This window comes from Aureispira anguillae (genome assembly GCF_026000115.1).
Lineage (GTDB): Bacteria > Bacteroidota > Bacteroidia > Chitinophagales > Saprospiraceae > Aureispira > Aureispira anguillae.
The window spans coordinates 2,332,537-2,354,752 of sequence record NZ_AP026867.1; the positions used below are offsets into that span (position 1 = coordinate 2,332,537).

Genomic DNA, 22,216 nt, shown 5'->3' on the forward strand with positions numbered 1-22,216 from the left:
AACCTATAATATTTAAATTATGACAGGTCTTAACCAATTGAGTTATTGGATACTTTTTATTGTTTTATTTTTTAACTACCAAGCGCAAGCAACCATACAGCACACAGATATTACAGATGTTGTTGTGACAGGTAGCACTACAGCAGCAATTGATTTTAATGGCGATGGTACTGCTGAATTTAGTTTAGAAGACGGAAGTTTTGGTGGCAATGCTGAAGTCCAAACATTTTTTGACCCAGCCAAAGTCAATTTTATCACTCAAACAGCTACTTGGGATGCTTTTGATCCAATTAGTTTGGGAACTAGAATTGATGCTTCTAGCGGCTACAATGCTCAAGGAGATTGTTATTTTAATCCTTTTTGGGCATCTACTGTCTTTACCGTTGGGACAGATCGCTATATTGGTGTAAAGTTTGACCTTGGAGGAAACGTTCATTATGGTTGGGTTCGTGTTCATCTGGCGACAACGGGCGTTGTTACGGTAAAAGATTATGCTTATGAAGATAATGCTGGAGTGGGAATTGATGCAGGAATAACCTCTAGTGCCATTTTAGTAACAGGAATCAATGTACAAGGACAAAGTGGTACAAGCACGCTATCTGTTGGCAACAGTTTGCAAATGGAAGCAATCGTATTGCCTGCCAATGCTAACAATAGTAATGTAACTTGGGCGGTGACAAATCTAACAGGAACGGCAAGTATTGATTCAACTACAGGAATATTAACAGGATTGAGCCAAGGAACCGTTCGTGTTATTGCTAGTGCCCAAGATGCTTCTGGAATTAGTGGAAATACAACGATTACAATCAACCAAACAACCGCACTGAATCAAGTTGAAATCGAAACAGTTCAATGCTATCCCAACCCCGCACAAAAATACTTTTATATCAACAGCCAAGAAGAAGGCAGCTATCAGTTGCTAGGTATTCATGGGCAAGAAGTTCTGACCAATACAATAAACAAGGGAGTAAATAAAATAGAAGTTTCCTTACCCCAAGGCTTGTATTTGATCCGTATTATATCCAAAAAGGGAGAACAAACACAACGCATTCTATTGAAGTAGTACTCGTTATTATTTGTTCCTAACTTAGATTTTCTCCCAAAGCGCCCCAATTATTTGAAGAAGAGGCTTTGGGAGAAAAATCAAGGATAAATTCTAAACTAACTCTAAGGCTTCTTTTCTAAACGAAAGAATTTTAGGTAATTCATCTTCCAATAGTTCTTTTAGAGGAGAGAAAGGCGTTCCATCAAAATACCTTGCTATTGTGCCAGGTCCTTCAGGACTGCCATGATCTGCATTAATGGATTGACGCCACTTTTCTGCGTGATCTGCCCATTCTTCTTGATCGACCAATTCAGGTGCAGTAAACCATACATTCCAAGTCAGTACATTGCCTTCTTTTAACATATTCCCCGACGCTATATTAAAGATGTCCATAACAAATTGGTTAAACTTGTCTACCTTTTCAACGCCTGTTTTTTCGATTGCGCCAATTTCTACTCCCAAGTGACCTAATGTCCAAGCTATCCCTGTGTGTTTGGCAAAGTTAGGAATTGGGAAATCTTTGCTTGAACCTTTCATCAATGGAAAAATAATTTGCTCAGGCTGACCTGGGTTAAAGGTTCTCACCACAATTGCATTCTCTTTGGTGGAAGGGAAAGGAAGTTTATTTTTATTAAAATCCTCCATAAATTCTTTGACAAATTTGTTTTCGTGTGCACTTGGGCTAAACCAAATTTTGCCCACTACAGACATATCCGCTGCCAATTCACGATCAGACTCATTCGCCCAACCTCTATTTCCCGTTACGGTTACTTCTACATTCATAGAACCGAGATTGGGAGAACAAAACCCTTGCTGTGGGCAAATAATCGAATAAACCCGTCCTTCATCGGTGTAGCCCAATCTAGAAATATCAGGAGCAAACATCTGATAACAGCGCTTTGGGTCATTTTTGCCAGGTTCCGATTCCCAGCTAAACTCTGGCCACACTACTTTCTGTTGACGTTGTAGTTTGGGAATATTTGCCAAATTATCTAGCATTTCCAAAGAAGTAAGATTGGGTGTTGGGTAAGCAAAATCAGGATTTGATGTACTGAATCCACCTTTCCATCCTTCTACAGGCACTTCATTAATAAGCTTTCTTAATTTATCGTTTAAAAGCCCTACTTCTAGGTTAATTGGAGGAGTAGATTCATTGGCATTTTTGATCACATTATCTTCGGTATTCAGCAATTCTAGACCTGCATCATTTACAACAAAATACAAATCTGGAGATCGATCAAACACATACAAAAATCTAAATTTGGAGGCATCAAAACTAACACTAAAGGCTCCTGTAGCATCTGTAACTCCTATTCCGAGAAAGTCATCTTCTCCTATTGAGTCTTTGTCATAAACTAAAACGTGAAGATCTATAATCCCCTTGTTATCTGCTTTGTTTTTAACTGTTCCTGTTACCGTATAAGTGGAACCTGAAATGGTAATCGCATTACTCATGATGGTTAATAATTGAGGTTAAATAATCGAGGTTGAAATATAACATTACAAGTATAACAATTATAAGCCACATACATATTACATTTTATCAAATAAATAATAATATTTGTAAAAAAAATTGCCAACAACAACAAGAAAGATCGTTTATCTAGCGTACAAAACAGCTCTAAAACAACAGCTCCTAGAAAGGAAAAGTACTAATTTTTTCTAGTCCTTATTATATCCTTTAAAATGTTTGTATTTTGTTCTTCATTTTTCACCTCAACAAGTAATATGGACTCACTTTCACAGGCTCTTCTTGGAGCATCAACTTTTGCCTTAGTAAAGGACAAATACATTGGCAAAAAATCGCTTATTATTGGAGCCATAGCAGGCACTATTCCTGATTTAGACGTTTTTTTAGCTCCTTTTTTTAATGAGGTAGCGTTTATAACAGTGCATAGAAGTGTCTCTCATTCTTTGATTTTTGCTGTTATAACTAGCTTTTTTTTAGCTTTTGGGGCGCACAAAATCACAAGGTATAAATATAATTATAAAGATTGGGCCTTGGCTTTTTTCTTAGCTATATTTACGCATTCTTTATTAGACTGGTGTACCACTTATGGCACCAAAATACTATCTCCTTTTAATGGTCATCTATTCTCACTCAATAATATTCATATTATTGAGCCCATCTATACTTCCATCCTATTAATTGGCGTTTTATGGTTGTTCATAAAAAAAACGATTCCTGTTGCTAAAAGAACCCAAATCGCTAAGAAGACATTAATCTATTCAACGCTCTACCTCGGTTGGACTTTTGTTTCTAAAGGGATCGCTAATCAACATTTTATAGCACAAATTCAGGAACAAAACATTGAATATAAAAAAATGATTATTAGCCCTACTCCACTTAATTCTTTGCTTTGGAATGCCATTATCAAAACCAATAAAGGTTACTATTTTGGCTCTTATTCTCTGCTAGATCGGAGAGATAAAATAGAGTTTTTTTTTGTTGAAAGTAGCAATGAATTACTCCCTAAAATAAAAGCGTTTAAAAGAGGGCGACAATACCTTGAATTTACCCAAGATTTCCCTTTGGTGCAGGTAAAAGAGGGGAAAATAAATGTTTATGCCATCAAATTTGGTCCTATGAATTATTTTGGAGAGCCTGAGTTTGTCTATCCACTTTCGTTAAGTTTAAATGAAAGCGATGATCGTAATTTACAAATCGACCACTCTTCTAAACAAAGAGGTCCTATTAAGAATTATCGCAGTTTATTTAAGCGAATCAAAGGCATTTAAACATCATATTATTATTTTTAATACTCCGCTGCTTTTTTAGTTTTTAGTTCGCTATGCTCATGAGATAGTTAACAAAAAACATAAAAAATCATCTTGTAGCATTCTGATCAGTGAAAAAGTATTTTGCTGATTATCAAATTGATACGATTTTGTAACGGAGTAATGTATTTCTAAAATAAAAATCGATCTTTGACAACCCCTAAGCATATATTATCAATGAAGTCCCTTATTATCATATTTCTTTTAATCCAAGTTGTTGCCTTTTCTCAGGGCGACTATAGAGCACATTTAGATGCTGACTTAGCCAAAAAAAGCGATAAAAAACAACAGTTAATTGACCTCAAAAAAACGGAAAAGGACAAGATTAAGCGGTCTATTATTAGCAATAAACTAGGGCTTATTTATCAAAAAGAAGGGCAGTTAGACAGCGCCTATTTATTGCATCAACAAGCCCTAAAACTAGCCTTAGCAGATGCTAACCATCCAGAGGAAATAGCAATTTCTTACAACAAAATCGGCATCATCCATTATTATAAAGGGAGTTACGATTCTGCTGCTCATTTTTTTGACTTGTCCATCCCCTATTATTCCACCCCAACGTTAAAAGCCAATAGCCTCAATAACTTGGCATTAATGAATAAATATAAAGAACGTCCTGATTTAGCCATCCAAAATTATTTAGCAGCATTAGGCATTTATAAACAGGAACAGTTAGCAACCCAACAAATTGTTGTCTTAAATAATATTGGTGCATTGCATTATGCGCTCAAAGAGGATTCTCTTGCTATTCTGTATCATACTCAAGCCTTAGATTTAGCCCTCAAAACCAACAACAAAGAAGATGAAATGACCAGCAAATCGAATTTGGCGAATTGTTATGATCTTCAAAAGAAATATCAACAAGCAATTTCTATCTATAAAGAAGTACTTCAGTATTTTGAAGCCACCCACAACAACCATCTAATCGTTCCTAGCAAAAATAATTTAGCCAATTGCTACAGTAAGTTGGGCAATCATCAAGAAGCACTAAAAAATTATTTAGAGCTGTTAGATTTCATGGGCGCTGAAAGACAATTCTCCAACAAAGAAGCTATCTTATCTAATATAGGAGATTGCTACATTCATCTAAAAAAGCCTCAGAAGGCACTCATTTATTACCAACAGGCACTAGCATTCGCCCAAGAATATCAAATTGTACTACGATACGAACCTATTTACAAAGGATTGGCAGTCGTTTATAAAAACTTAAACAACATTGATTCCTCACTCTATTTTAAAAACAAACAACTGGAATTAAGAGATTCCTTGGATCGGGTTGAGAAAGAGAAAAAAATGATGGAATTAGAAACGAAGTACCAACATAGAGCATTGACAGCCAACTTAACTAAAACTCAAAAAAAACTAGCCGATACCACCAAAGCCAAATCATTTTTTTCTAAGGGCTTTTTAATTGCCCTATGTTTTATTTTAATTACAATAGGCCTTGCTGCTATTCTTTACCAACGCTACCTAGACAAAAAAGAACTTACCGAAGAACTTCGCCATAACATTGCCTCTAAAAACCAAGAAATTGAACACTTAAACCATCAACAAGAAAAAGGTAAGCTGCCTTATCCCTCTATTTATAGCCCACTGACCAAAAGGGAAAAAGAAGTCTTGCAGGCAGTCCAAGAGGGCTTAAAAGATCAAGAAATTGCCGATAAGCTATTTCTATCGGTTACCACTATTCGCACACATTTGCGCAAAGCATATTCCAAAATTGGCGTAAGAAATCGTGCTGAAGCAACGCTTTTTGTCACCCAATACGAACTTTAAACTTCATCAATCCAACAAGCATGAAAAAAACATTCCTTTTAATCCCCCTTCTAGTCCTTTCTTATTCACTTTTTGCTCAAAAAGATAAATGCTACACCAATCTTAAGGAAGCACTCCAATCGGCTGATTTGGTTTATCATCTGGATTTGGCTAAAAAAGGTTTAGATACCTTTCCTGACACCATTCTGTTGTTCAAAAATTTAGAAATACTTAATTTATATGGCAACCAAATCAGCAGTATTCCTGAAACAATTGGAACCCTTAAAGCATTAAAAAAACTACAATTAAGCAAAAATCAACTTAGCGCAGTCCCTGAATCATTGGGACAACTTAAAAAGTTAGAAACCTGCTATTTAGACCACAATAAACTCACAACATTGCCTGAATCGGTCTGCCAACTAAAACAATTAAAATCACTCTCGCTTTCTAACAATCAAATCAAAACTCTGCCTGCTTATATTGGTCAACTACAAGCCCTCGAAACGCTTTCCGTGCAGTTAAATCCACTTGCTAGCATCCCTGAATCCATTACCAAGCTCAAAAATTTAAAAGAACTGTATCTTTGTTGCAATCAGTTTACAGCAGTTCCTGAATCGGTCTGGAAGATCAAAACATTAGAATCATTGCTGCTTTTTAGAAATCAGTTGACTTCTTTGTCCGAATCTGTTGGGCAATTAGAACAACTGCAAAAACTCATGATCGATGAAAATCAACTCACTGCATTGCCAGAGTCCATTGGCAAACTCAAAGCACTAAAAGAACTTTCTTTGGGGCACAATCCAATTACTCAACTTCCTAAATCTTTTGGGGCATTGAGTAACTTAGAAATATTAACCATTCACCATACGCCACTCCGCACTTTACCAGAGACATTTGGACAATTAAATAAATTACAAACGCTTGGAATGCGCCACAACAAACTTCGCAGACTCCCCGAATCATTTGGACAACTTAAGGCATTAGAAATTTGCTACTTAAACCACAACAAACTTACAACATTGCCTAAGTCTTTTGGTGATTTGGGCAATTTGCGATATTTATTAATAGAAGACAATCGACTCGTTTCTCTACCTGAATCCATTGGAAATCTTAAATCCATTGAACGAATAGATTTGCATGCCAATCCACTCAAAACCTTGCCTTCCTCCTTCCAACAACTAAAAACACTAAGCTCTCTATCCCTAGACGAAGGACTTGAAGAAATTGGATGGAAAATATACTATGCATTACCTCATTGTCACATTACCTATGGCCACTAGCCAAACTATTAAACCTTAAACTTCATGAAATTTTTAGTTTTAATTCTTCTTAGCCTTATCTTAAGTAGTGTACTAAAGGGGCGATTAATTTGCTTGAAAATGGCTTAAAAGACCATCCTACCCACGAAGATATGTTCTTTACTTACTTACAAACACTTATTTTATTCGAAAATACTAACCCGTTGAGTGAAGGTTTTGTTAGCAAGCTTCAAAAAGCACTAAAAATGAACCCACAACGGTTGTGTCAATGGATTGAGTCCAATTATCAACTTCTGCATTTCACCCATTTAAAAAATCTCTATTGTAAGAATTGTCTTGCCCAATAAACTAAAATACTGAATCATAGATATAAGATCAATAAATAAAGTAGAAATGCTTAGTTTTAACCAACATAAAGTTCCTAAAATAAGTCCTAATTCAACATTACCAAACAATAAATGGATCCTATGAATAAACTATTATTTGCAGTATTAGTCCTATTATTCTCTAGTTGTTCCAGTTCTAAATTGGTTTTAATTGCTACCCAAGGTGATTTATCACAACATGAATTTAATCGACAAATAGATTTTTATTATAAAGGAGGGCATATCTTTATTGATGTTTCATTGAACGATAGTAGTTATACCTTTCTTTTTGATACAGGCTATGAAATAACGATGATTGACCAAAGTCTAAGCCAAGCACTAGACTTCAAACCCATTAAACAATACAAAACAGAGGGTAGTTCTTTTAAAACGCAAAGAATACAGTATGGATTTCTTTCTGCTGTAGAACTTGATGGCATTTCTTTTCAAAATATCGGCATCGGCATTCAAGATTTATCTTTTATAAAATCTCCCTTTTCGGACAAAAGAAAAATTGCTGGAATTATTGGCACCAATATTTTGAGGAAAGTTTATTGGCAACTAAACTATAACCGTAAAACCATTCAATTTTCGGATAAGTTAGAAAATTTAACCTTCTCTTCTGATGCTTTGGTTTGCATAATGACTCCAAGAAATTCAACGGGTTGGGGCTACAATAACATTAATGTCAATCTAAACAACATCCACGAGGAATTTATCTTTGATACAGGATTTTCTGGAAGTTTTATGGGAAATTTTGAATTATTGGATAAACTCCAATCCAACGATTCTCGGATTAAAAGCAACGATAATTTTGTCCATATAGATCAGTTAACATTTGGGGAAGTTCGTTTAGAAAATGTTCCATTAACGATAAAAAAAGGAGTAAAAAATTTAATTGGAAATAAATTTTTGGAAGCATTTATTGTGACAATCGATTGGAAAAACAATACACTATATTTATCATCATAAGTAACTAACTATATTTATTATTTTTAATTTACATAGCTCATTGAATACTTAATTATAACGACCATGAAAACGATTCAGATAAAAAAAGGGCACATTTTGCAGTTTAAAGGAGATCTTAATAGCTCTGTCTACAAAGTTCATTCTGGTCTATTGCGTAGCTACACCATTGATAAAAAAGGAAAAGAACACATTTTTATGTTCGCTCCAGAAGGTTGGATCATAGCGGATTCTGCGGAACCTGATACGCCCTGTGATTTTTTCATTGATGCTTTAGAAGATGCTACAATTAGCATAACTGGTAAAGATTTTAAAGCCATAAGTCCCAACATTACCCTATTAGCAAAAAGAATTGCTGTCTTACAAAAAAGGGTCATCATGTTAATGAGCTCTTCTGCTATTGAGCGCTATGAACATTTTATTGAAACATATCCTGACATCACGCAAAGAGTTTCCCAAAAAATGATCGCTTCCTACTTGGGAATTACACCAGAAGCTCTTAGCAAGGTAAAAGGAGACCAAGTAAGGCAAAAAAACGATAAATTAAATTCTTAATCTACATTAATGCATAGCCATTAACAAGCTCATAAATTTGCTCCTATTATTAATCATTTAAAAATTTAGTTTTATGAAAGATTTAGGGGTAAAAAAAGTTAATAAAGAAGAAAAAAATCAAATACCTGCTTATATGGTTGCATTTGTACGGGTGGAAGATCAAGAAACATTCAATCGTATTTATTTAGAGAAATCTGTCAAAATTGTTGAAAAATACCAAGGGGTAACGGTTGCTGTTGCTGACAACCCTCCACCCCTAGAGGGGACACTTCCGCAAGGACGATTAGTAATTTTGCAATTTCCCTCTTTAGAACATGCGCAAGGTTTTTATAATGATCCCGATTATCAACCCTTGAAAAAGGCACGGATGCAAATAAGTCAAAGCGACTCAGCAGTATTTGAAAGGGGCTTTTAAACATTGTATTTTCACAAAAAACATTGCGGTTTAGGGTTGGTTCCTGAACCGCTTTTTTATACTCTCTCTTGTCCCGTCTAAAATAACGTTACAAAAAAACTATAAGAATGAAAGAAACAGAAAAACTGTATAAAAAAGCACAGAGAGATTATATGCGAAATTTTAAGTTTTGCTTTAGCATTGGTATTTACTTTTGTATCTTCCGCTTTATAGACCTATGTCATAGGTTGTGTACCAATAAATCTCACAACGTTTTGTTGGATATAAACAAGCTTTCTAAATTATTATAATCTTGCGTTCTATGGCTATTGTAGAAATCCCTTATTTAGACGAAAAGTTAGATTCCGAAAATTTAAAAGAAGTATACGACGGAGTATTAGAAATTGATGGAAAAAAGGTATCCTTGGATCTGTGGTTTCAGGATTCAATGTGCAGCATTGAGGAGCTTAATAAGTCCATAAATTATCTTAATAATTTTAAAAACGTCTACCAAAATGCCGTTCATGCCATTCAAGATAGCTTTGAAAATAAGGGCGAAGTAAGAACCCTCATCGAAGACCATATTGAGCAATTCGAAGCAGCAGACAAAAAAATCCTTGGAATCGACGAAGCCATGACACCCAACGATCAAATTCACCATACTTATAAGAAAATTCATTTATCTAGAATAGGACTCTATCCACAAACAGAAGAACAGTTTGCTATTTTAGATTTTACCATAAGCAAAGCAGTGACTCAATACGTCTTTGTTGTTAGAACAAACAGTTTGGGAAAGGTAATGGAGGAAGTCTATGTTGAAAGTTAACCATTTAACGCTTAAAAATTAACCGATTTAACATTTTTACAGGAAAGCCTAATTAAAAATATAACTACACGATCAATAATAACAAATTCCCAAGGCATATAACATGACCAATAAACTCCTAATTTTACTTCTACTATCCTCCTTGACTTTTAGCTGTTCTAAAAAAAGATCAATGGATACCTTAAGGCAAAAAATTCATACTCTATTAGCCGATAAAGATGCTACTGTTGGTCTTGCAATCATAGGCAGTACTCCTAGTGATACACTTTCTATCAATGGCGACCAACCGCTCCCCTTGCAAAGTGTGTTTAAATATCATATTGCTTTAGCGGTATTAAATCAAGTTGATAAAGGAGCACTTCATCTAAAAGAAAAAATCCCCATTAGCAAAGCCGATTTGGATAATAATTTGTGGAGCCCAATACGCAAAAAATATCCTACAGGTATTGATTTACCGCTAGAAGAAATTCTAAAATATACCGTTATTTATAGTGATAACGTAGGTTGTGATTTGTTGCTAAAACTTATTGGAGGTCCCAAAGTCGTGGAACAGTATCTCCACCAAGCTGGCATCACAGATTTAGCCATTAAATATGATGAGGTCACTCAACAAAGTGTTTGGGAGCGACAATATGAGAATTGGACAACAGCAAAAGCTGCGAATAAAGCCTTAAAAGTGTTTTTTGACAATGCCAATCAGCAGTTATCTCCTGAAAGTCACCATTTTTTATGGGAGGTAATGAAAGGTTCAAAAACAGGAAAAAACTGCATTAGGGGCTACCTGCCTGAAGATGTTGTGGTTGCTCACAAAACTGGACATTCAGGAAAAAATGAACAGGGACTAACTGGCGCTCAAAATGATATTGGGATTATTTTTTTACCAGATGGCAGGCACTTTTATTTAAGTGTTCTGGTGAGCAATTCTAATGAAACGCCTAGTGTAAACAAAAAAATCATAGCGGATATAGCCAAACTCACTTGGGACTACTTTAATAAAAATAGCCGTTCTTTGACCAAATAATTAGATACAACCATGCAGCAAATTATTTCCAAACGCTCCTTCTATATTCTACTCCTTTTTATTATAGGTTTAGATTTAATTAGTAGCTATTTTTGTTACCTACAAACCCCACTGTTAGGAGATCTTGGCAATATTGTGCTTCCTTCGCCGAGTTATAGTCATGTATTAAACGATCCCTTAGGTTTTCGAGCATTATTAACAGGCGAAAAATATGTTGGTCCCAATCGTTTTTTTGCCCATTGGTTGCCTTATACTTATTTTAATACCGTTCCCTTTTTTTTTCAACGATTCACCAATCCAGTCGATAGTCTGTATATCAGTGCTGCTATTCTTAAGCTTTTCACACAATTGGGAATAACAGCGCTTTTAAGCCATTGGATTGTTGGAAAAACGAGTTTATTAAACAGTCGTTATTTACTGATATTTACTTTGCTCAGTGCCCTGTTTTTAGCCTCTCCACGTGGCTATTTCTTTCCAATGCGGGTCGTAGATCACTCGATTATCTATACCTTTGCTTATCCATTTTCTTTCTTTTTTGTTTTGTTGTATTTACATCCCTTTGTTGGTATGTATCAAGGAATGCGCTCCACCGTCTTGCGTTGGTGGGAACATATTGTTTTGTTTTTGCTTTCTTTTCTAGTGGTTTTCCACGGTCCTATTAATGCTCCAAGTGCCATTCTCATTTCAGGTTTAATTTTGTTGGTCTTGTGGTGGAAACAATTTCAAGCCTCTAACTTGGACTATAGCATCAAGCGATTTTTTAGTGCGATTCAAGCCATTCCATTTGCTTTTCTTTTTCATTTTATAGGACTAATTTTATTGGGGCTCTATTCCTTTTATTTGGGGCTATTTAATGCAGAAAATCCTACCACCATTCCAAGTTTAGGAGAACGTTATGTCTATCTAGGGCAAGGTGTTTTAAAAGTTTTATTTCAAATTAAGGCCACTCCACTTCCCTTAATTGCCTTAACCGCTATTTTCTATTTTAGTATTGCTAAAAATTCTCCATCCAAAGAAGCACAAAAGTTATTAAAATCCATTCAATACATTGCATTATTTTCTCTTATTTATACCCTTTTATTACCCTTGGGAGGGCATCGTTCCTATCGCTCGCTTATCTTCCGTTTTGACACCATGCTTCCAATCACTTGCGGACTTTTTGTACTCTTTGGAGCAACCACCAATTTATTAGTCCAAACGCTAACTGGCAAAAGAAAACAACAATTACAGCTATTTCTTAGCATGCTCGCATTGGTTATTGTTCTAATTGATATGAACTCTTTATATCCTGCCCGTTATGATTGTGAACGTTCTACATTTTTTCAACTTTCTAAGGCAACCGAAGAACCTGTTTTGATCCCCGACTGTACGATAATGTCTTGGGAAACAATTTCAGCAAGCCCAACACCCAGCAACCAAGCAAAACTCTTACACCGTTGGAATATTACACAACGACCTTTATTGTATTATCATAAAAAATAAAAATCCCCAAGAATAAATTCTCAGGGACTCAACTAAAGTGTACAAAAGGAATTTAGTTTTTAACGCTTTGCCTAGTTGTCTGCCTACCCCAACAAGCAGACAACGACAAAGGCTATTGCATCACTATTTTTTGTCGATAAGTCTTAGACTTAGCGGTAACCAAAACCACATAATTACCCGACGACAAGGCACTTAACAAAAGTGTATCGTTATTCATAATCGATTTAGACAATACCAATTGCCCCCAGTAGTTATATATAGATACTTCCAAAGGAATTGATCCTTCTTTCTCCAAAACAATTTGAATTGTTCCACTAGCAGGATTAGGAAAGACTTGTAAGGACTCGGAAGTAGCAACTTTTGTAATGCTTGTGTTGGTTGCTCTACGCACCACCCGAAATCCCATATGATCCGTGGTAACAAAAGGAGGGGTATCAAAACGGTGACTACTCATTGCAAAAGGATCAGGATAAGTATGATTTCCTCCTCTGATTACTTTTACTTTCATGCTGTCTGGCTCAACCTCATTAATGGGGTTACAACAATAAGCACTATCTATACACGTCTGATAAAAATCCTCCCTATACCAATCCAAACACCACTCTGAAACATTACCTGCCATATTATATAAACCAAATGGATTAGCAGGAAACAGTGTTCCTACAGGAGCAGGATAAGGTAAAAAGTTTGGGTCACTAGTTGGGGTAAAACTTCCATAATTAGCTTGCCCAAAACTAAGCATTCCATCATCCGTTGGATAGAGCAATTGTTGGTTGGCTCTTGCAGCATACTCCCATTCGGCTTCTGTAGGAAGCGAAAGACCATAATAATCAACATACATCATTGCTCCGTACCAACTCACCCAAGTCGCAGGCCAGTTTTCGTAGCCCGACACCACGGAATAAACATTAGAAGAGGAATCCCACTCAATCCAACACCTGTTCAACGAATCCTGCCCGCCTCCTGCAATGTTACTCAACTCAATTAATACTTGTCCAGCCCATTCACCTACCAAAGTGCTATCCGCCATAATATTCCAAGAATGCCCATTGGCAATATCTACCGAATCGCTAGACCAATCTCCAGGAACCCCCTCTTCTGCAAACAGATTTCCTTGTTGAGCCATTTCATTTAAGAAGGTCACATATTGAGCATTCGAAACCTCTGTTTCGCCGATTCCAAAAGAATCTATTGTAACCGTATGCTCAGGAGCTTGGTCATTAAACATAGCGGGAGCGTTATTGTTGCCCATTGTAAAAGAGCCCGCTGGTATACCGATTATATTACCAGAATAGACTTGGCAAAAAGCTGCTGTTGTCATAAACTGGAATAGCAAAAGCTTCAATACTTTTTTTTTCATCGTTTTTTGTTTGAGTACGGGGCAAAGCTCAACCATAGAGTCGATTTATTATTTCTAAGCTTTGCCCTGTACGCTTTTTTATTTAGTCAATTAGTTTTTTACTACTCTAAAACCAAAGTGATCGTTTCCTGTGTTTGGTTTTGCTGCATGGTTCCAAGTTATTTTCATAGTCATTGGAAAGTAATTGAACGATCCCCCAAACAAACCTTTTAAATGATTTGGATCTTCTGGCTCATCGGCAATATAATAATCTTCATCTTGCTTGCCCATAGAGAAAACGTCTGTACCTCTGTACCAATCCTTTGTCCATTCCCATACATTTCCACCCAAATTATAAACTCCTAGTGGATTTGGAGATAATGAATTAACAGGTTGTACATGTCCTTTGTGAATTGGAAATGGAGGACTTGTAGCATCTACATTGTACCAAGCAGCACTAGGATTTACGGTTCCATCAGCGGTAGCATAAGCAAAATCTTGCCCTCCTTTTCCCGCTAGTTTCCATTGTGTAAAGGTAGGTAGGTCGCAATTGTAGAATTTTGCAAACGCTTCTGCCCCATAGTATCTTACAAAATTAGCTGGCCAAGTTTTTACTTCTTCTAAGGTTGGCATCAAACCATCGGTATCCCCTGCACCATAAAAACCATTAGCATTGCCACTCAGCTCATACCAATCGTTTTTTGAGTCAACTACATTAGCGTATATGTTAGGATCAAAATAAGGGTCCCAATCTATTGTTGCAGGATCTTTAATCTCAAACGTTTGCGTTGTTTCATCAAAATAGATAAAACAGATATTGAGCGGATTTTCCATTTCATCCAAGGTATAAACACCATCGCTATTATGGTCTTTTACTACTCGACTTCCCCCTAGATAAATCAATTCTTTTCCATCCAAATCATACACCTTTTCCGTAGTAGCATCAAAGGTAATTTTATCTTCTGCAAAAGCTCTATTTAGAAAAAGAGCATACTCTTCATTAGAAACCTCTGTTGCCGCTATTTCGAAGCTAGCAATTGTTCCATCCGTTGGGACGGTTACAAATTCTATATCCAATTCAGGACTTGTTGCAATTGGTTCTTCTTTAGCACAAGAAGAGATTAACAAAACTGTAAACAAAGCAAAAGCTATTTTAAACATACGATATTATAATTTTTAGTAGTTCGCTAATTACCTCTATGAATTTGGTACGATTGTATGGTTTTTAGCGAACGATTGAGTTGATATTATTATATTTAATTCTTTACTACTCTAAAACCAAAGTGATTATTCCCTCTATTTTCAAAATCAGCCGCCCTAGCATACGTCAGCAAGGTGCTAGCATGATAATTCCATGATCCTCCTCTTCTTACCCGTTTAGCATCGGTTCCAGGAGTAGTATTAAGCGGGTCTGTTGCTCCATCTTGGTAAAAAGAAGCACTATAATAATCTTGGCACCACTCCCATACATTTCCTCCCATATCATACAAACCGTATGGGTTGGCTGCATAAGTACCTACTTCCACAGAATGACCATTGGCATTGTAAACTCCAGGAAGGTCTCCATTGTAATTTGCTTTGGTCAAAGAAAGCGTTCCATCATCCGTTGGGTACTCCAATTGTTGTCCACCTCGTGCTGCACATTCCCACTGAGCCTCTGTTGGCAGACTAATCCCATAGTATTCTGCAAAAGCAAAAGCACCAAACCATTTCACCCAATTGACTGGCCAATCTGCTTTGGTAGCATCCAACAATTCAAATTGATTATTCGTTGTATTAAATGCAATCCAACTTTTATTGTCCAAATGCTCAGGATCACCGTGGCTCGTACAGCCCCCTGTTTCGCCTAATTGCAAAAACACCTCGCCTGCATTGGGCGCATCTCCTGCACCAATGACTACTTTTTCGGTATAACTTCCACAAGGATCTTGCAGTTGTTGTTCTATCACTGTAATCCAGGCATCTTGATAAGCCGCATTCAAAAAGTCAATATACTCCTGATTGGTAATTTCTTTTTCAGACATTTGAAATGCAGATAGACTTATCGTTACCGCAGGCGCATCATTCTGGATGGTGGTTCCCCCCATTTGGAAGGTTCCTGCTGGAATTTCTTTAAAAATTATACTTGAGGGTAAGCTTGTACTTACTGTCGTTGTTGTTGGTACCTCTGTTTCTTTACAAGAACACAACATCAATAAAACTGCAAAAAAGACACTACTAGACTTCATTTTATTATTTTTATTTATAAATAACATGGAACTTCCACTTTTATCTGAAATAAAAATACGACATAAAATCAGCCTTAGATAAGATTATTGGTTAACGACTGGATTCCAAGGGTAAGCGATTGTTTGGATTATAATTTTGCTATTTTTTTTCTAAACTTTTGTAGAAATGTTCTGCCAATTGGAATGTTCTGCCCTTGGATGGCAATGGATTTATAAGAAAAATGGTCAACTTTTGACAAGGCAACAATATAAGATTTGTGAACCCGACAAAAGTTATCTTCTGGCAAACTTTGTAAGGTAAACTTCATGCTTTGTTGTGTCAAATAATATTTCTCAGCTGTGTGAATTTTGACATAATTATCCATTGCCTCTACATATAAAATATCAGCCAATAAGATTTGTACATTTTTATATTCTACTTTAACAACAATAGAAGCTCGTTTCTCTTCTTCTTGCTCCATAAAAGTCGATCGAGCCAAATGCTTTTCAACTTTTTGAACTGCTTTGTAAAACCGTTCAAAATCAAATGGTTTTAGCAAATAATCTAGGGCGTTAAGATTATAACTCTCAACAGCATATTTGCTATGAGCGGTTGTAAATATTAGGGCAGGAAATTCGGGAATTTGCTGGATTAGTTGGATGCCAGATATTTCAGGCATTTTAATATCCATGAACACCGCATCTGGCTTATGATGCCTCAAATAATCCAAGGCTTCAAAAGGATTGTCAAACAAATCAATTAATTCAAGCTGTGGAATTTTTGCACAAAAATCTTCGATTAGCGCCAGCGCAAAAGGCTCATCATCAACAGCAATGCAGGTTATTTTTTGCTTATTTCCCATTGTTTTTTTGATTGTTAATCTTAAGTTTCACTTCAAATACATTTCCATCGTTATTAATCGATAAAGTATGTCGATTGGGATAAATAAGCTCTAACTGTCGTTTCACATTGTCGATCCCTGTCCCCGTTTTAGTCTCTATTTCTTCTTGCTCTGTTGCAATAATTGTATTCAAAACTTTCATTGACAGTTGGTCTGCATCTGCTGTTATTTGAAGATAAATTGTTGTTGCTTTGCGAGTACTGACCCCATACTTAAATGCATTTTCAATAAAAGGAATCAGTAATAAAGGAGCAATCATCAAGGTTTCTTCTTGAACGCTAATTTCGCTTTTCACCTCGGTATGTTTAGGCAATCGCAATCGCTGTAGATCAATATATTTAGTAATATAATCTATTTCCCTCAAAAGAGGAACAGAATCATTGCTTGCCTCTGTAAATACATAACGCATCATATCAGAGAGCGCAATAATTGCTTTTGGTGCCTCATCTGCTTTTTTGATGGCTAAATAATAAATGCTGTTCAGAGAGTTAAATAAAAAATGTGGGTTCACTTGCGACTTTAGCAAAGCTAATTCTGCTATGTTTTTTTCGCTTTTTAAGCGTTGATTTAATTGTTGTGCGTCCTTTAAACTTTCTATAATAGAAATGACTAAGGTAATGACAAAATACATAAATAGCGCTCCAAGTCGCATCTTTGCTTTTAGTTCCTCTTCCAAGCCAAAAGGGTCTTGCGTCCACGGATGCTCTGGCAATAACCGACACACCACTTTGGGAAAATGTCGATAAATCATAAAACAAACGACAATTAACCCTAAGTAGATAAAGATTCTATCGTTTAATAAGTATTGAGGTGTGAATTTGAGATAAAAAGCATAAAATACAACTATTAATACTAAAAAAGCCGCTATGTAATAAACGGGAGCATAAGTGAAAATCAGTCCTATGTTTTCTAGCAAAAAAATAGGCGCAACAAAGAGCAACAACCAAAGTATTAGATGCTTCAAATAAGTTAGCTCTTTACCATTTTCTTTTGTAATTATTTTTGTTCTTAGGCTCATTTTTAATTTCATTTGTAACTCCTTCTCTTGCAAGGAATAAAAAAAATGTGACTTTTATTAATTTGCAATCGAAAGATATTCCCCCAGTTCCTTTAAAATTGGCAAACGTCCAAAATATATCGGTCAACAACACTACCTTATTCGTATCTTCAAAAACTCTTCAAAATTTATAGCTTGTTTTATTTTTCAAAATCATTACCTTAGTTCAATGATCAAAATATTATTAGTAGAAGACAACAAAGAGCTTAGGCAAAACACCCTTGACTTTTTAACTCAAGAAGCCTATATTATAGAAGTAGCTGAAAACTACAAAACGGCTCATCAAAAACTCCAACAACATCGTTATGATATTCTTTTGTTAGACCTCATGCTCCCCGATGGGAATGGAATAGAATTGCTAAGGCAACACATAAAAAGCAAACAGTCTAGTGGAGTCCTTATCATCTCCGCAAAGGGTGCTCTAAATGATAGAATTGAAGGACTAGATTTGGGGGCTGATGACTATCTTCCCAAACCCTTCCATTTATCGGAACTCAATGCGAGAATAAAAGCTATTTATCGTCGAAAAATGCAACAAGGGCAACAAGAAATCAGTTTTGGTCAACTCAGAATAGATACACAAGCCCAAAAAGTCTATGCCAAAAACAAAGAACTTGTCCTTACCAAAAAAGAATACGCTCTTTTAATCTACTTTGTGAACAATCGAGATCGAATGCTAAGCAAACAAGCCATTGCTGAACATGTATGGGGAGATTATGTCCACGATTTGTTAAATTGTGATTTTGTATACCAACATATCAAAAATTTGCGCAAAAAATTGGCAAAAGAAATAGGAGAAGATTATATTCAAACTGTTTATGGAGTTGGTTACAAGATGAAAAAAACACCCAACATCACTTAATTTAATACTCCGTTAATTATATCCTTATGAAACTGGTTACCAAACTTACTTCTTCTTATCTATTAATAGCTGGTTTTGTATTTATTTTGGGAGGGTTTATTACGTTTGAGATTATAGAATCTGAAATAAAATCTGAACAAATGTGGGAATTAAGAAAGGCTACCACTTATATTAGTGATCGAATAAAACTTGGGATTAATCCCGCCTTATTGGTTTCTAGCAAAATACAAATTGTAGCACTTCCTCAAAATGCAGTAGAACAGCCCATACACTTTAGGGATACTTTAGTTTGGGTGGAAAATCTCCAAAAGTTGGAGCCTCATGAAAAAGCTATTAGCCAAAAAAGAATTAATGGGCAGGTCTATCAAATCTCTGTCTACAATGTACTTTTGGAAGAAGATGAAATCTCCAAAACGGCTATCTCTTCACTTAGTCTTACTTTTCTTATTTTATTAACGCTATTTGGGCTAACCAGCTTAATTTTATCTCGTATTTTTTTAAAGCCACTTCACCAAACACTAAAAACAATTGAAGAATTTGACCTGACCCAAGTTGGTGTCCCCTTCGCTTCTAGCAATACCAAAGAGTTTGATCAACTCAACCAATTTTTGAACAACATGTCCCAAAAGGCAAAACAGGAATATCAATCCCTTAAATCCTTTAGTGAAAATGCTTCTCACGAAATGCAAACGCCCTTAGCCATTGCCAAGGGAAAATTAGAGCTCTTGTTAAACACAACACTCAATGAAAATCAAACGGAATTGATTCAAAGCTCCTATCTCGCTATTGATAGATTATCCCGTCTAAACAAAACATTGTTATTGCTTACTAAATTGGACAACCACGAATTCCAAACGGCTAAAAAAATCAACTTTAGTAAGTTGCTTAATGAAACCCTATTAGACTACAAAGAAATTATCGATTTTAAAAACATTCAATTAACTGCAAACATTCAAGGAGACATTGAGTTTCCGATTGATCCCTCCTTGGCTTACATTCTTATTACCAACTTATTAAACAATGCCATCAAACACAACCTCCCTGAAAGCGGTCAAATTGCCATAGAATTGACCGCAGCATCGTTAAAAATAAAGAATACAGGGCTTGAATTGACGGTTCCGCCCCAAGAGTTGTTCAAAAGATTTAAAAAAGCCAACCAAAGCTCCTCGTCCATTGGTCTTGGGCTATCCATTATCAAAAGTATTTGCAACAAAAATTCAATGGCCGTCGCTTATACTCTAGACCAAAATTGGCATCAGATAGAAATAAGCTTCCTCAATAAGTCTTCAAATTTTCTTCAAATTTCCAATTAGTTTATCCATTAACTATGATTTATTTTTGCAGAATTATCAATATTATAATCTAAATCAAGTTATGTATAAATATATTTTTATCGGTCTAACCTTATGTTTTTATTGCAGTTGCCGTACAGCAAAAAAGCAGCACCATCACCACCATCATCATTCACATCAACATTCTACCCATCATCACCACCATGCCCATGATGTACCCGATCATTCCCAAACAGGGCAGCAAATGACGAACACTGGGAAAGAATTTATAGCTAGCCTTAGCAAAGAACAACAAACAGCCTTGATTTACGATTTTGAAAACGATAGTATGAGAACATACTGGACCAATGCACCAACCCACAGCCAAAGTAGAAATGGCTTAGCAATCGGGAGGCTGAGTATCGCACAACGAAATCTATTTCACAAGCTACTAATCGCTTCTACGAGTTCTCAAGGTTATTATAAGATTTGGGCAGCTATACAAGGCGATGATGAATTAAAACGAGAAGGAGAAAATAGAGAACTCCCCAGTGAGAAATTCTTTGGTAAAAATCAAAGCTTGGGTGCTATTGGCTATTATATTTCTTTTTATGGAAATCCTATTCAAGATAAAAGTTGGGGATATATGATTACAGGACATCATTTAGCAGCTAATTTTACGGTTGTAGATGGTAAAGCAACCTTTGTTCCAATGTTCTATGGCTCTGACCCTGCTTCTATTAGTCATGGAAAACACGCTGGGTATACTTTTTTGCCTAATGAACGAAATAGAGGTTATGAGTTATTACAAAGCTTAACAAAAAAACAACTGGCTAAAGCCGTCATTGCTCCAAAATATCCTGAAAATAAGTTTGGTCCAATTGACTTTCAGGGACCAGGGGCAAAAGATAAAAAAATTACCAATAGAGGAATTCGTGGCGATGAGTTAAACTCGGCTCAACAAAAATTACTTTGGGCATTGGTAGAAGAATATGTTAGAAATGCTGATTTTGATGTCGCTGAAGCTTGGCTCGATAAAATTCAAAAAGACGGTTTGCAACAACTTTACTTTATGTGGATGGGACCTACCAATGGCAACGAAAAAATATTCTTTAGAGTTAATGGTCCCTCCATTCTTATTGATTTTGCCGATCAGAGAACAGGCTTTGATTGGAATACACACCCTCATACGATTATACGAGACCCCTCTAACGATTATGGTGAAAATTGGCTAGAAAGACACATTGAAGAATACCACAAACACTAGGTTCAATTTATTCCTTAATGCAATAGCATTGCCCCTCTAAAATCAATGCTATTGCGTAAAAAAAAGACACTGGATCAAACGCTTAAAAATGAAACATCAAATCTATTGGCTCACCAACTCTGAACTAGAAGAAATCGACTTGTATGATACTAGTTATAAAGAAGTTATTGCGCCTCAATATTCGGTTTTCAACAAATTTAAAACCTTGTTTAGAGCTAATCAAGACATATCTTTCGACACAAAGGTAGAACCTGTTGTTTTGAAACCGATCAATCAAAACACCTATGAAGTGGTCAACGAAGGACATTTACCCTTTTTGATTTACATCTTTAAGTACTATTTATTTGAAAAAAAGATTGCCGCTAAAATAACGGCATTGTCTCAAAATAAAATCAAATTTGAAGCTGTAAAAATCGTAAAAAATGGGCTTCCCTATGGCCACAAAGAATATTTTAGACTAAAAGGGAAAATGGACTACCTAGCGGCTGACTATTGCGCTGAAACATCAACCAGCAAGGATGCCATCTTTTTGGCCTTTGGCAGTTGTTTATATTTTTCTGAATCGCTAAAAAATAAACTAGAACCCTTTGTTCAGAAGAATTATAAAGGCTATCGTTTTGTGCCAGGCATACCAGCTTTAGTTTGCTAAAACAACCCATCAAACACCATAATAGAAGGTATTTTTTCTTCTTGCCAGTTAATATTTTGCCATAGATAAATGGAGCTAAAATAGACCGTAAAAAAATAGCCTTCCAGCAAAAATAAAATTCACATTTTTAGTTTTCCTTTAAAGAAAAAGATCACATTTTCTTTTGTTAAGTCAGCTTGTATATATATATTCTATATGAAGATATTTTCGTTA

The 22,216-nt window shown here is 35.8% G+C and carries 20 protein-coding genes; 14 read left to right on the forward strand and 6 right to left on the reverse strand.

Annotated features, from left to right (window positions below; translation table 11 throughout):
* Window positions 1–19 precede the first annotated feature (19 nt).
* The gene (locus AsAng_RS08935; RefSeq protein WP_264792428.1) at window positions 20–1,063 is read left to right on the forward strand and encodes a T9SS type A sorting domain-containing protein; all 1,044 of its coding nucleotides are present in this window, start codon (window positions 20–22) and stop codon (window positions 1,061–1,063) included.
* 93 nt (window positions 1,064–1,156) lie between these two features.
* Here AsAng_RS08935 and AsAng_RS08940 read toward each other — a convergent pair whose 3' ends face one another.
* Window positions 1,157–2,500 carry a transthyretin-like family protein gene (locus AsAng_RS08940; protein WP_264792429.1) on the reverse strand — a complete coding sequence of 448 codons (1,344 nt, stop codon included), beginning with the start codon at window positions 2,498–2,500 and terminating at the stop codon, window positions 1,157–1,159.
* Window positions 2,501–2,773: 273 nt separating this feature from the next.
* Here AsAng_RS08940 and AsAng_RS08945 point away from each other — a divergent pair, with 273 nt between their 5' ends.
* The 9 genes from AsAng_RS08945 (at window position 2,774) to AsAng_RS08985 (ending at window position 12,449) form a co-directional block, all read left to right on the forward strand.
* The gene (locus AsAng_RS08945; protein ID WP_264792430.1) at window positions 2,774–3,784 is read left to right on the forward strand and encodes a metal-dependent hydrolase; all 1,011 of its coding nucleotides are present in this window, start codon (window positions 2,774–2,776) and stop codon (window positions 3,782–3,784) included.
* Window positions 3,785–4,000: 216 nt separating this feature from the next.
* Complete coding sequence (locus tag AsAng_RS08950) at window positions 4,001–5,599, forward strand: tetratricopeptide repeat protein (protein ID WP_264792431.1); 1,599 nt, start codon at window positions 4,001–4,003, stop codon at window positions 5,597–5,599.
* A 20-nt stretch (window positions 5,600–5,619) separates the two neighbouring features.
* On the forward strand, window positions 5,620–6,858 hold the full coding sequence (locus tag AsAng_RS08955; protein WP_264792432.1) for a leucine-rich repeat domain-containing protein: 1,239 nt from the start codon (window positions 5,620–5,622) through the stop codon (window positions 6,856–6,858).
* Window positions 6,859–7,304: 446 nt separating this feature from the next.
* Entirely contained in the window at window positions 7,305–8,174 is an 870-nt protein-coding gene (locus AsAng_RS08960; RefSeq protein WP_264792433.1) for an aspartyl protease family protein, read from the forward strand.
* 63 nt (window positions 8,175–8,237) lie between these two features.
* Window positions 8,238–8,726 (forward strand): Crp/Fnr family transcriptional regulator, encoded by a 489-nt coding sequence (locus AsAng_RS08965; RefSeq protein ID WP_264792434.1) that lies wholly within the window; start codon window positions 8,238–8,240, stop codon window positions 8,724–8,726.
* A 73-nt stretch (window positions 8,727–8,799) separates the two neighbouring features.
* Window positions 8,800–9,141, forward strand: coding sequence for a DUF1330 domain-containing protein (locus tag AsAng_RS08970; protein WP_264792435.1), 342 nt, complete (start codon window positions 8,800–8,802; stop codon window positions 9,139–9,141).
* A gap of 301 nt (window positions 9,142–9,442) precedes the next feature.
* Window positions 9,443–9,946 carry a DUF2004 domain-containing protein gene (locus AsAng_RS08975; RefSeq protein WP_264792436.1) on the forward strand — a complete coding sequence of 168 codons (504 nt, stop codon included), beginning with the start codon at window positions 9,443–9,445 and terminating at the stop codon, window positions 9,944–9,946.
* A 172-nt stretch (window positions 9,947–10,118) separates the two neighbouring features.
* Window positions 10,119–10,967, forward strand: a complete 849-nt coding sequence (gene bla / locus AsAng_RS08980; protein WP_264792437.1) for a class A beta-lactamase, subclass A2 — start codon at window positions 10,119–10,121, stop codon at window positions 10,965–10,967.
* Window positions 10,968–10,979: 12 nt separating this feature from the next.
* Entirely contained in the window at window positions 10,980–12,449 is a 1,470-nt protein-coding gene (locus tag AsAng_RS08985) for a hypothetical protein (protein ID WP_264792438.1), read from the forward strand.
* Window positions 12,450–12,561: 112 nt separating this feature from the next.
* Here AsAng_RS08985 and AsAng_RS08990 read toward each other — a convergent pair whose 3' ends face one another.
* From AsAng_RS08990 to AsAng_RS09010, 5 genes are all read right to left on the reverse strand, one after another.
* On the reverse strand, window positions 12,562–13,809 hold the full coding sequence (locus AsAng_RS08990; protein WP_264792439.1) for an SUMF1/EgtB/PvdO family nonheme iron enzyme: 1,248 nt from the start codon (window positions 13,807–13,809) through the stop codon (window positions 12,562–12,564).
* Window positions 13,810–13,899: 90 nt separating this feature from the next.
* Window positions 13,900–14,949: a formylglycine-generating enzyme family protein gene (locus AsAng_RS08995; RefSeq protein ID WP_264792440.1), complete on the reverse strand. Its 1,050-nt coding sequence runs from the start codon at window positions 14,947–14,949 to the stop codon at window positions 13,900–13,902.
* Window positions 14,950–15,044: 95 nt separating this feature from the next.
* Entirely contained in the window at window positions 15,045–16,016 is a 972-nt protein-coding gene (locus AsAng_RS09000; RefSeq protein WP_264792441.1) for a formylglycine-generating enzyme family protein, read from the reverse strand.
* Between the two features lie 128 nt (window positions 16,017–16,144).
* Window positions 16,145–16,858, reverse strand: coding sequence for a LytR/AlgR family response regulator transcription factor (locus tag AsAng_RS09005; protein ID WP_264792442.1), 714 nt, complete (start codon window positions 16,856–16,858; stop codon window positions 16,145–16,147).
* Window positions 16,848–17,915 (reverse strand): sensor histidine kinase, encoded by a 1,068-nt coding sequence (locus AsAng_RS09010; protein ID WP_264792443.1) that lies wholly within the window; start codon window positions 17,913–17,915, stop codon window positions 16,848–16,850. Before AsAng_RS09010 ends, AsAng_RS09005 begins: the two co-directional genes overlap by 11 nt.
* A gap of 208 nt (window positions 17,916–18,123) precedes the next feature.
* Here AsAng_RS09010 and AsAng_RS09015 point away from each other — a divergent pair, with 208 nt between their 5' ends.
* From AsAng_RS09015 to AsAng_RS09030, 4 genes are all read left to right on the forward strand, one after another.
* A complete protein-coding gene (locus tag AsAng_RS09015) occupies window positions 18,124–18,816 on the forward strand; it encodes a response regulator transcription factor (RefSeq protein ID WP_264792444.1) in 693 nt (230 codons plus the stop codon).
* Window positions 18,817–18,842: 26 nt separating this feature from the next.
* Window positions 18,843–20,129, forward strand: a complete 1,287-nt coding sequence (locus AsAng_RS09020) for a sensor histidine kinase (protein WP_264792445.1) — start codon at window positions 18,843–18,845, stop codon at window positions 20,127–20,129.
* Between the two features lie 61 nt (window positions 20,130–20,190).
* Window positions 20,191–21,354, forward strand: a complete 1,164-nt coding sequence (locus AsAng_RS09025; protein ID WP_264792446.1) for a DUF3500 domain-containing protein — start codon at window positions 20,191–20,193, stop codon at window positions 21,352–21,354.
* Window positions 21,355–21,442: 88 nt separating this feature from the next.
* Window positions 21,443–22,003 (forward strand): hypothetical protein, encoded by a 561-nt coding sequence (locus AsAng_RS09030; protein ID WP_264792447.1) that lies wholly within the window; start codon window positions 21,443–21,445, stop codon window positions 22,001–22,003.
* Window positions 22,004–22,216 lie beyond the last annotated feature (213 nt).

Coding starts and splice junctions, on each gene's coding strand:
- AsAng_RS08935 (WP_264792428.1), top strand. CDS start 20: ATGACAGGTCTTAACCAATTGAGTTATTGGATACTTTTTATTGTTTTA.
- AsAng_RS08940 (WP_264792429.1), bottom strand. CDS start 2,500: ATGAGTAATGCGATTACCATTTCAGGTTCCACTTATACGGTAACAGGA.
- AsAng_RS08945 (WP_264792430.1), top strand. CDS start 2,774: ATGGACTCACTTTCACAGGCTCTTCTTGGAGCATCAACTTTTGCCTTA.
- AsAng_RS08950 (WP_264792431.1), top strand. CDS start 4,001: ATGAAGTCCCTTATTATCATATTTCTTTTAATCCAAGTTGTTGCCTTT.
- AsAng_RS08955 (WP_264792432.1), top strand. CDS start 5,620: ATGAAAAAAACATTCCTTTTAATCCCCCTTCTAGTCCTTTCTTATTCA.
- AsAng_RS08960 (WP_264792433.1), top strand. CDS start 7,305: ATGAATAAACTATTATTTGCAGTATTAGTCCTATTATTCTCTAGTTGT.
- AsAng_RS08965 (WP_264792434.1), top strand. CDS start 8,238: ATGAAAACGATTCAGATAAAAAAAGGGCACATTTTGCAGTTTAAAGGA.
- AsAng_RS08970 (WP_264792435.1), top strand. CDS start 8,800: ATGAAAGATTTAGGGGTAAAAAAAGTTAATAAAGAAGAAAAAAATCAA.
- AsAng_RS08975 (WP_264792436.1), top strand. CDS start 9,443: ATGGCTATTGTAGAAATCCCTTATTTAGACGAAAAGTTAGATTCCGAA.
- bla (WP_264792437.1), top strand. CDS start 10,119: ATGGATACCTTAAGGCAAAAAATTCATACTCTATTAGCCGATAAAGAT.
- AsAng_RS08985 (WP_264792438.1), top strand. CDS start 10,980: ATGCAGCAAATTATTTCCAAACGCTCCTTCTATATTCTACTCCTTTTT.
- AsAng_RS08990 (WP_264792439.1), bottom strand. CDS start 13,809: ATGAAAAAAAAAGTATTGAAGCTTTTGCTATTCCAGTTTATGACAACA.
- AsAng_RS08995 (WP_264792440.1), bottom strand. CDS start 14,949: ATGTTTAAAATAGCTTTTGCTTTGTTTACAGTTTTGTTAATCTCTTCT.
- AsAng_RS09000 (WP_264792441.1), bottom strand. CDS start 16,016: ATGAAGTCTAGTAGTGTCTTTTTTGCAGTTTTATTGATGTTGTGTTCT.
- AsAng_RS09005 (WP_264792442.1), bottom strand. CDS start 16,858: ATGGGAAATAAGCAAAAAATAACCTGCATTGCTGTTGATGATGAGCCT.
- AsAng_RS09010 (WP_264792443.1), bottom strand. CDS start 17,915: ATGAGCCTAAGAACAAAAATAATTACAAAAGAAAATGGTAAAGAGCTA.
- AsAng_RS09015 (WP_264792444.1), top strand. CDS start 18,124: ATGATCAAAATATTATTAGTAGAAGACAACAAAGAGCTTAGGCAAAAC.
- AsAng_RS09020 (WP_264792445.1), top strand. CDS start 18,843: ATGAAACTGGTTACCAAACTTACTTCTTCTTATCTATTAATAGCTGGT.
- AsAng_RS09025 (WP_264792446.1), top strand. CDS start 20,191: ATGTATAAATATATTTTTATCGGTCTAACCTTATGTTTTTATTGCAGT.
- AsAng_RS09030 (WP_264792447.1), top strand. CDS start 21,443: ATGAAACATCAAATCTATTGGCTCACCAACTCTGAACTAGAAGAAATC.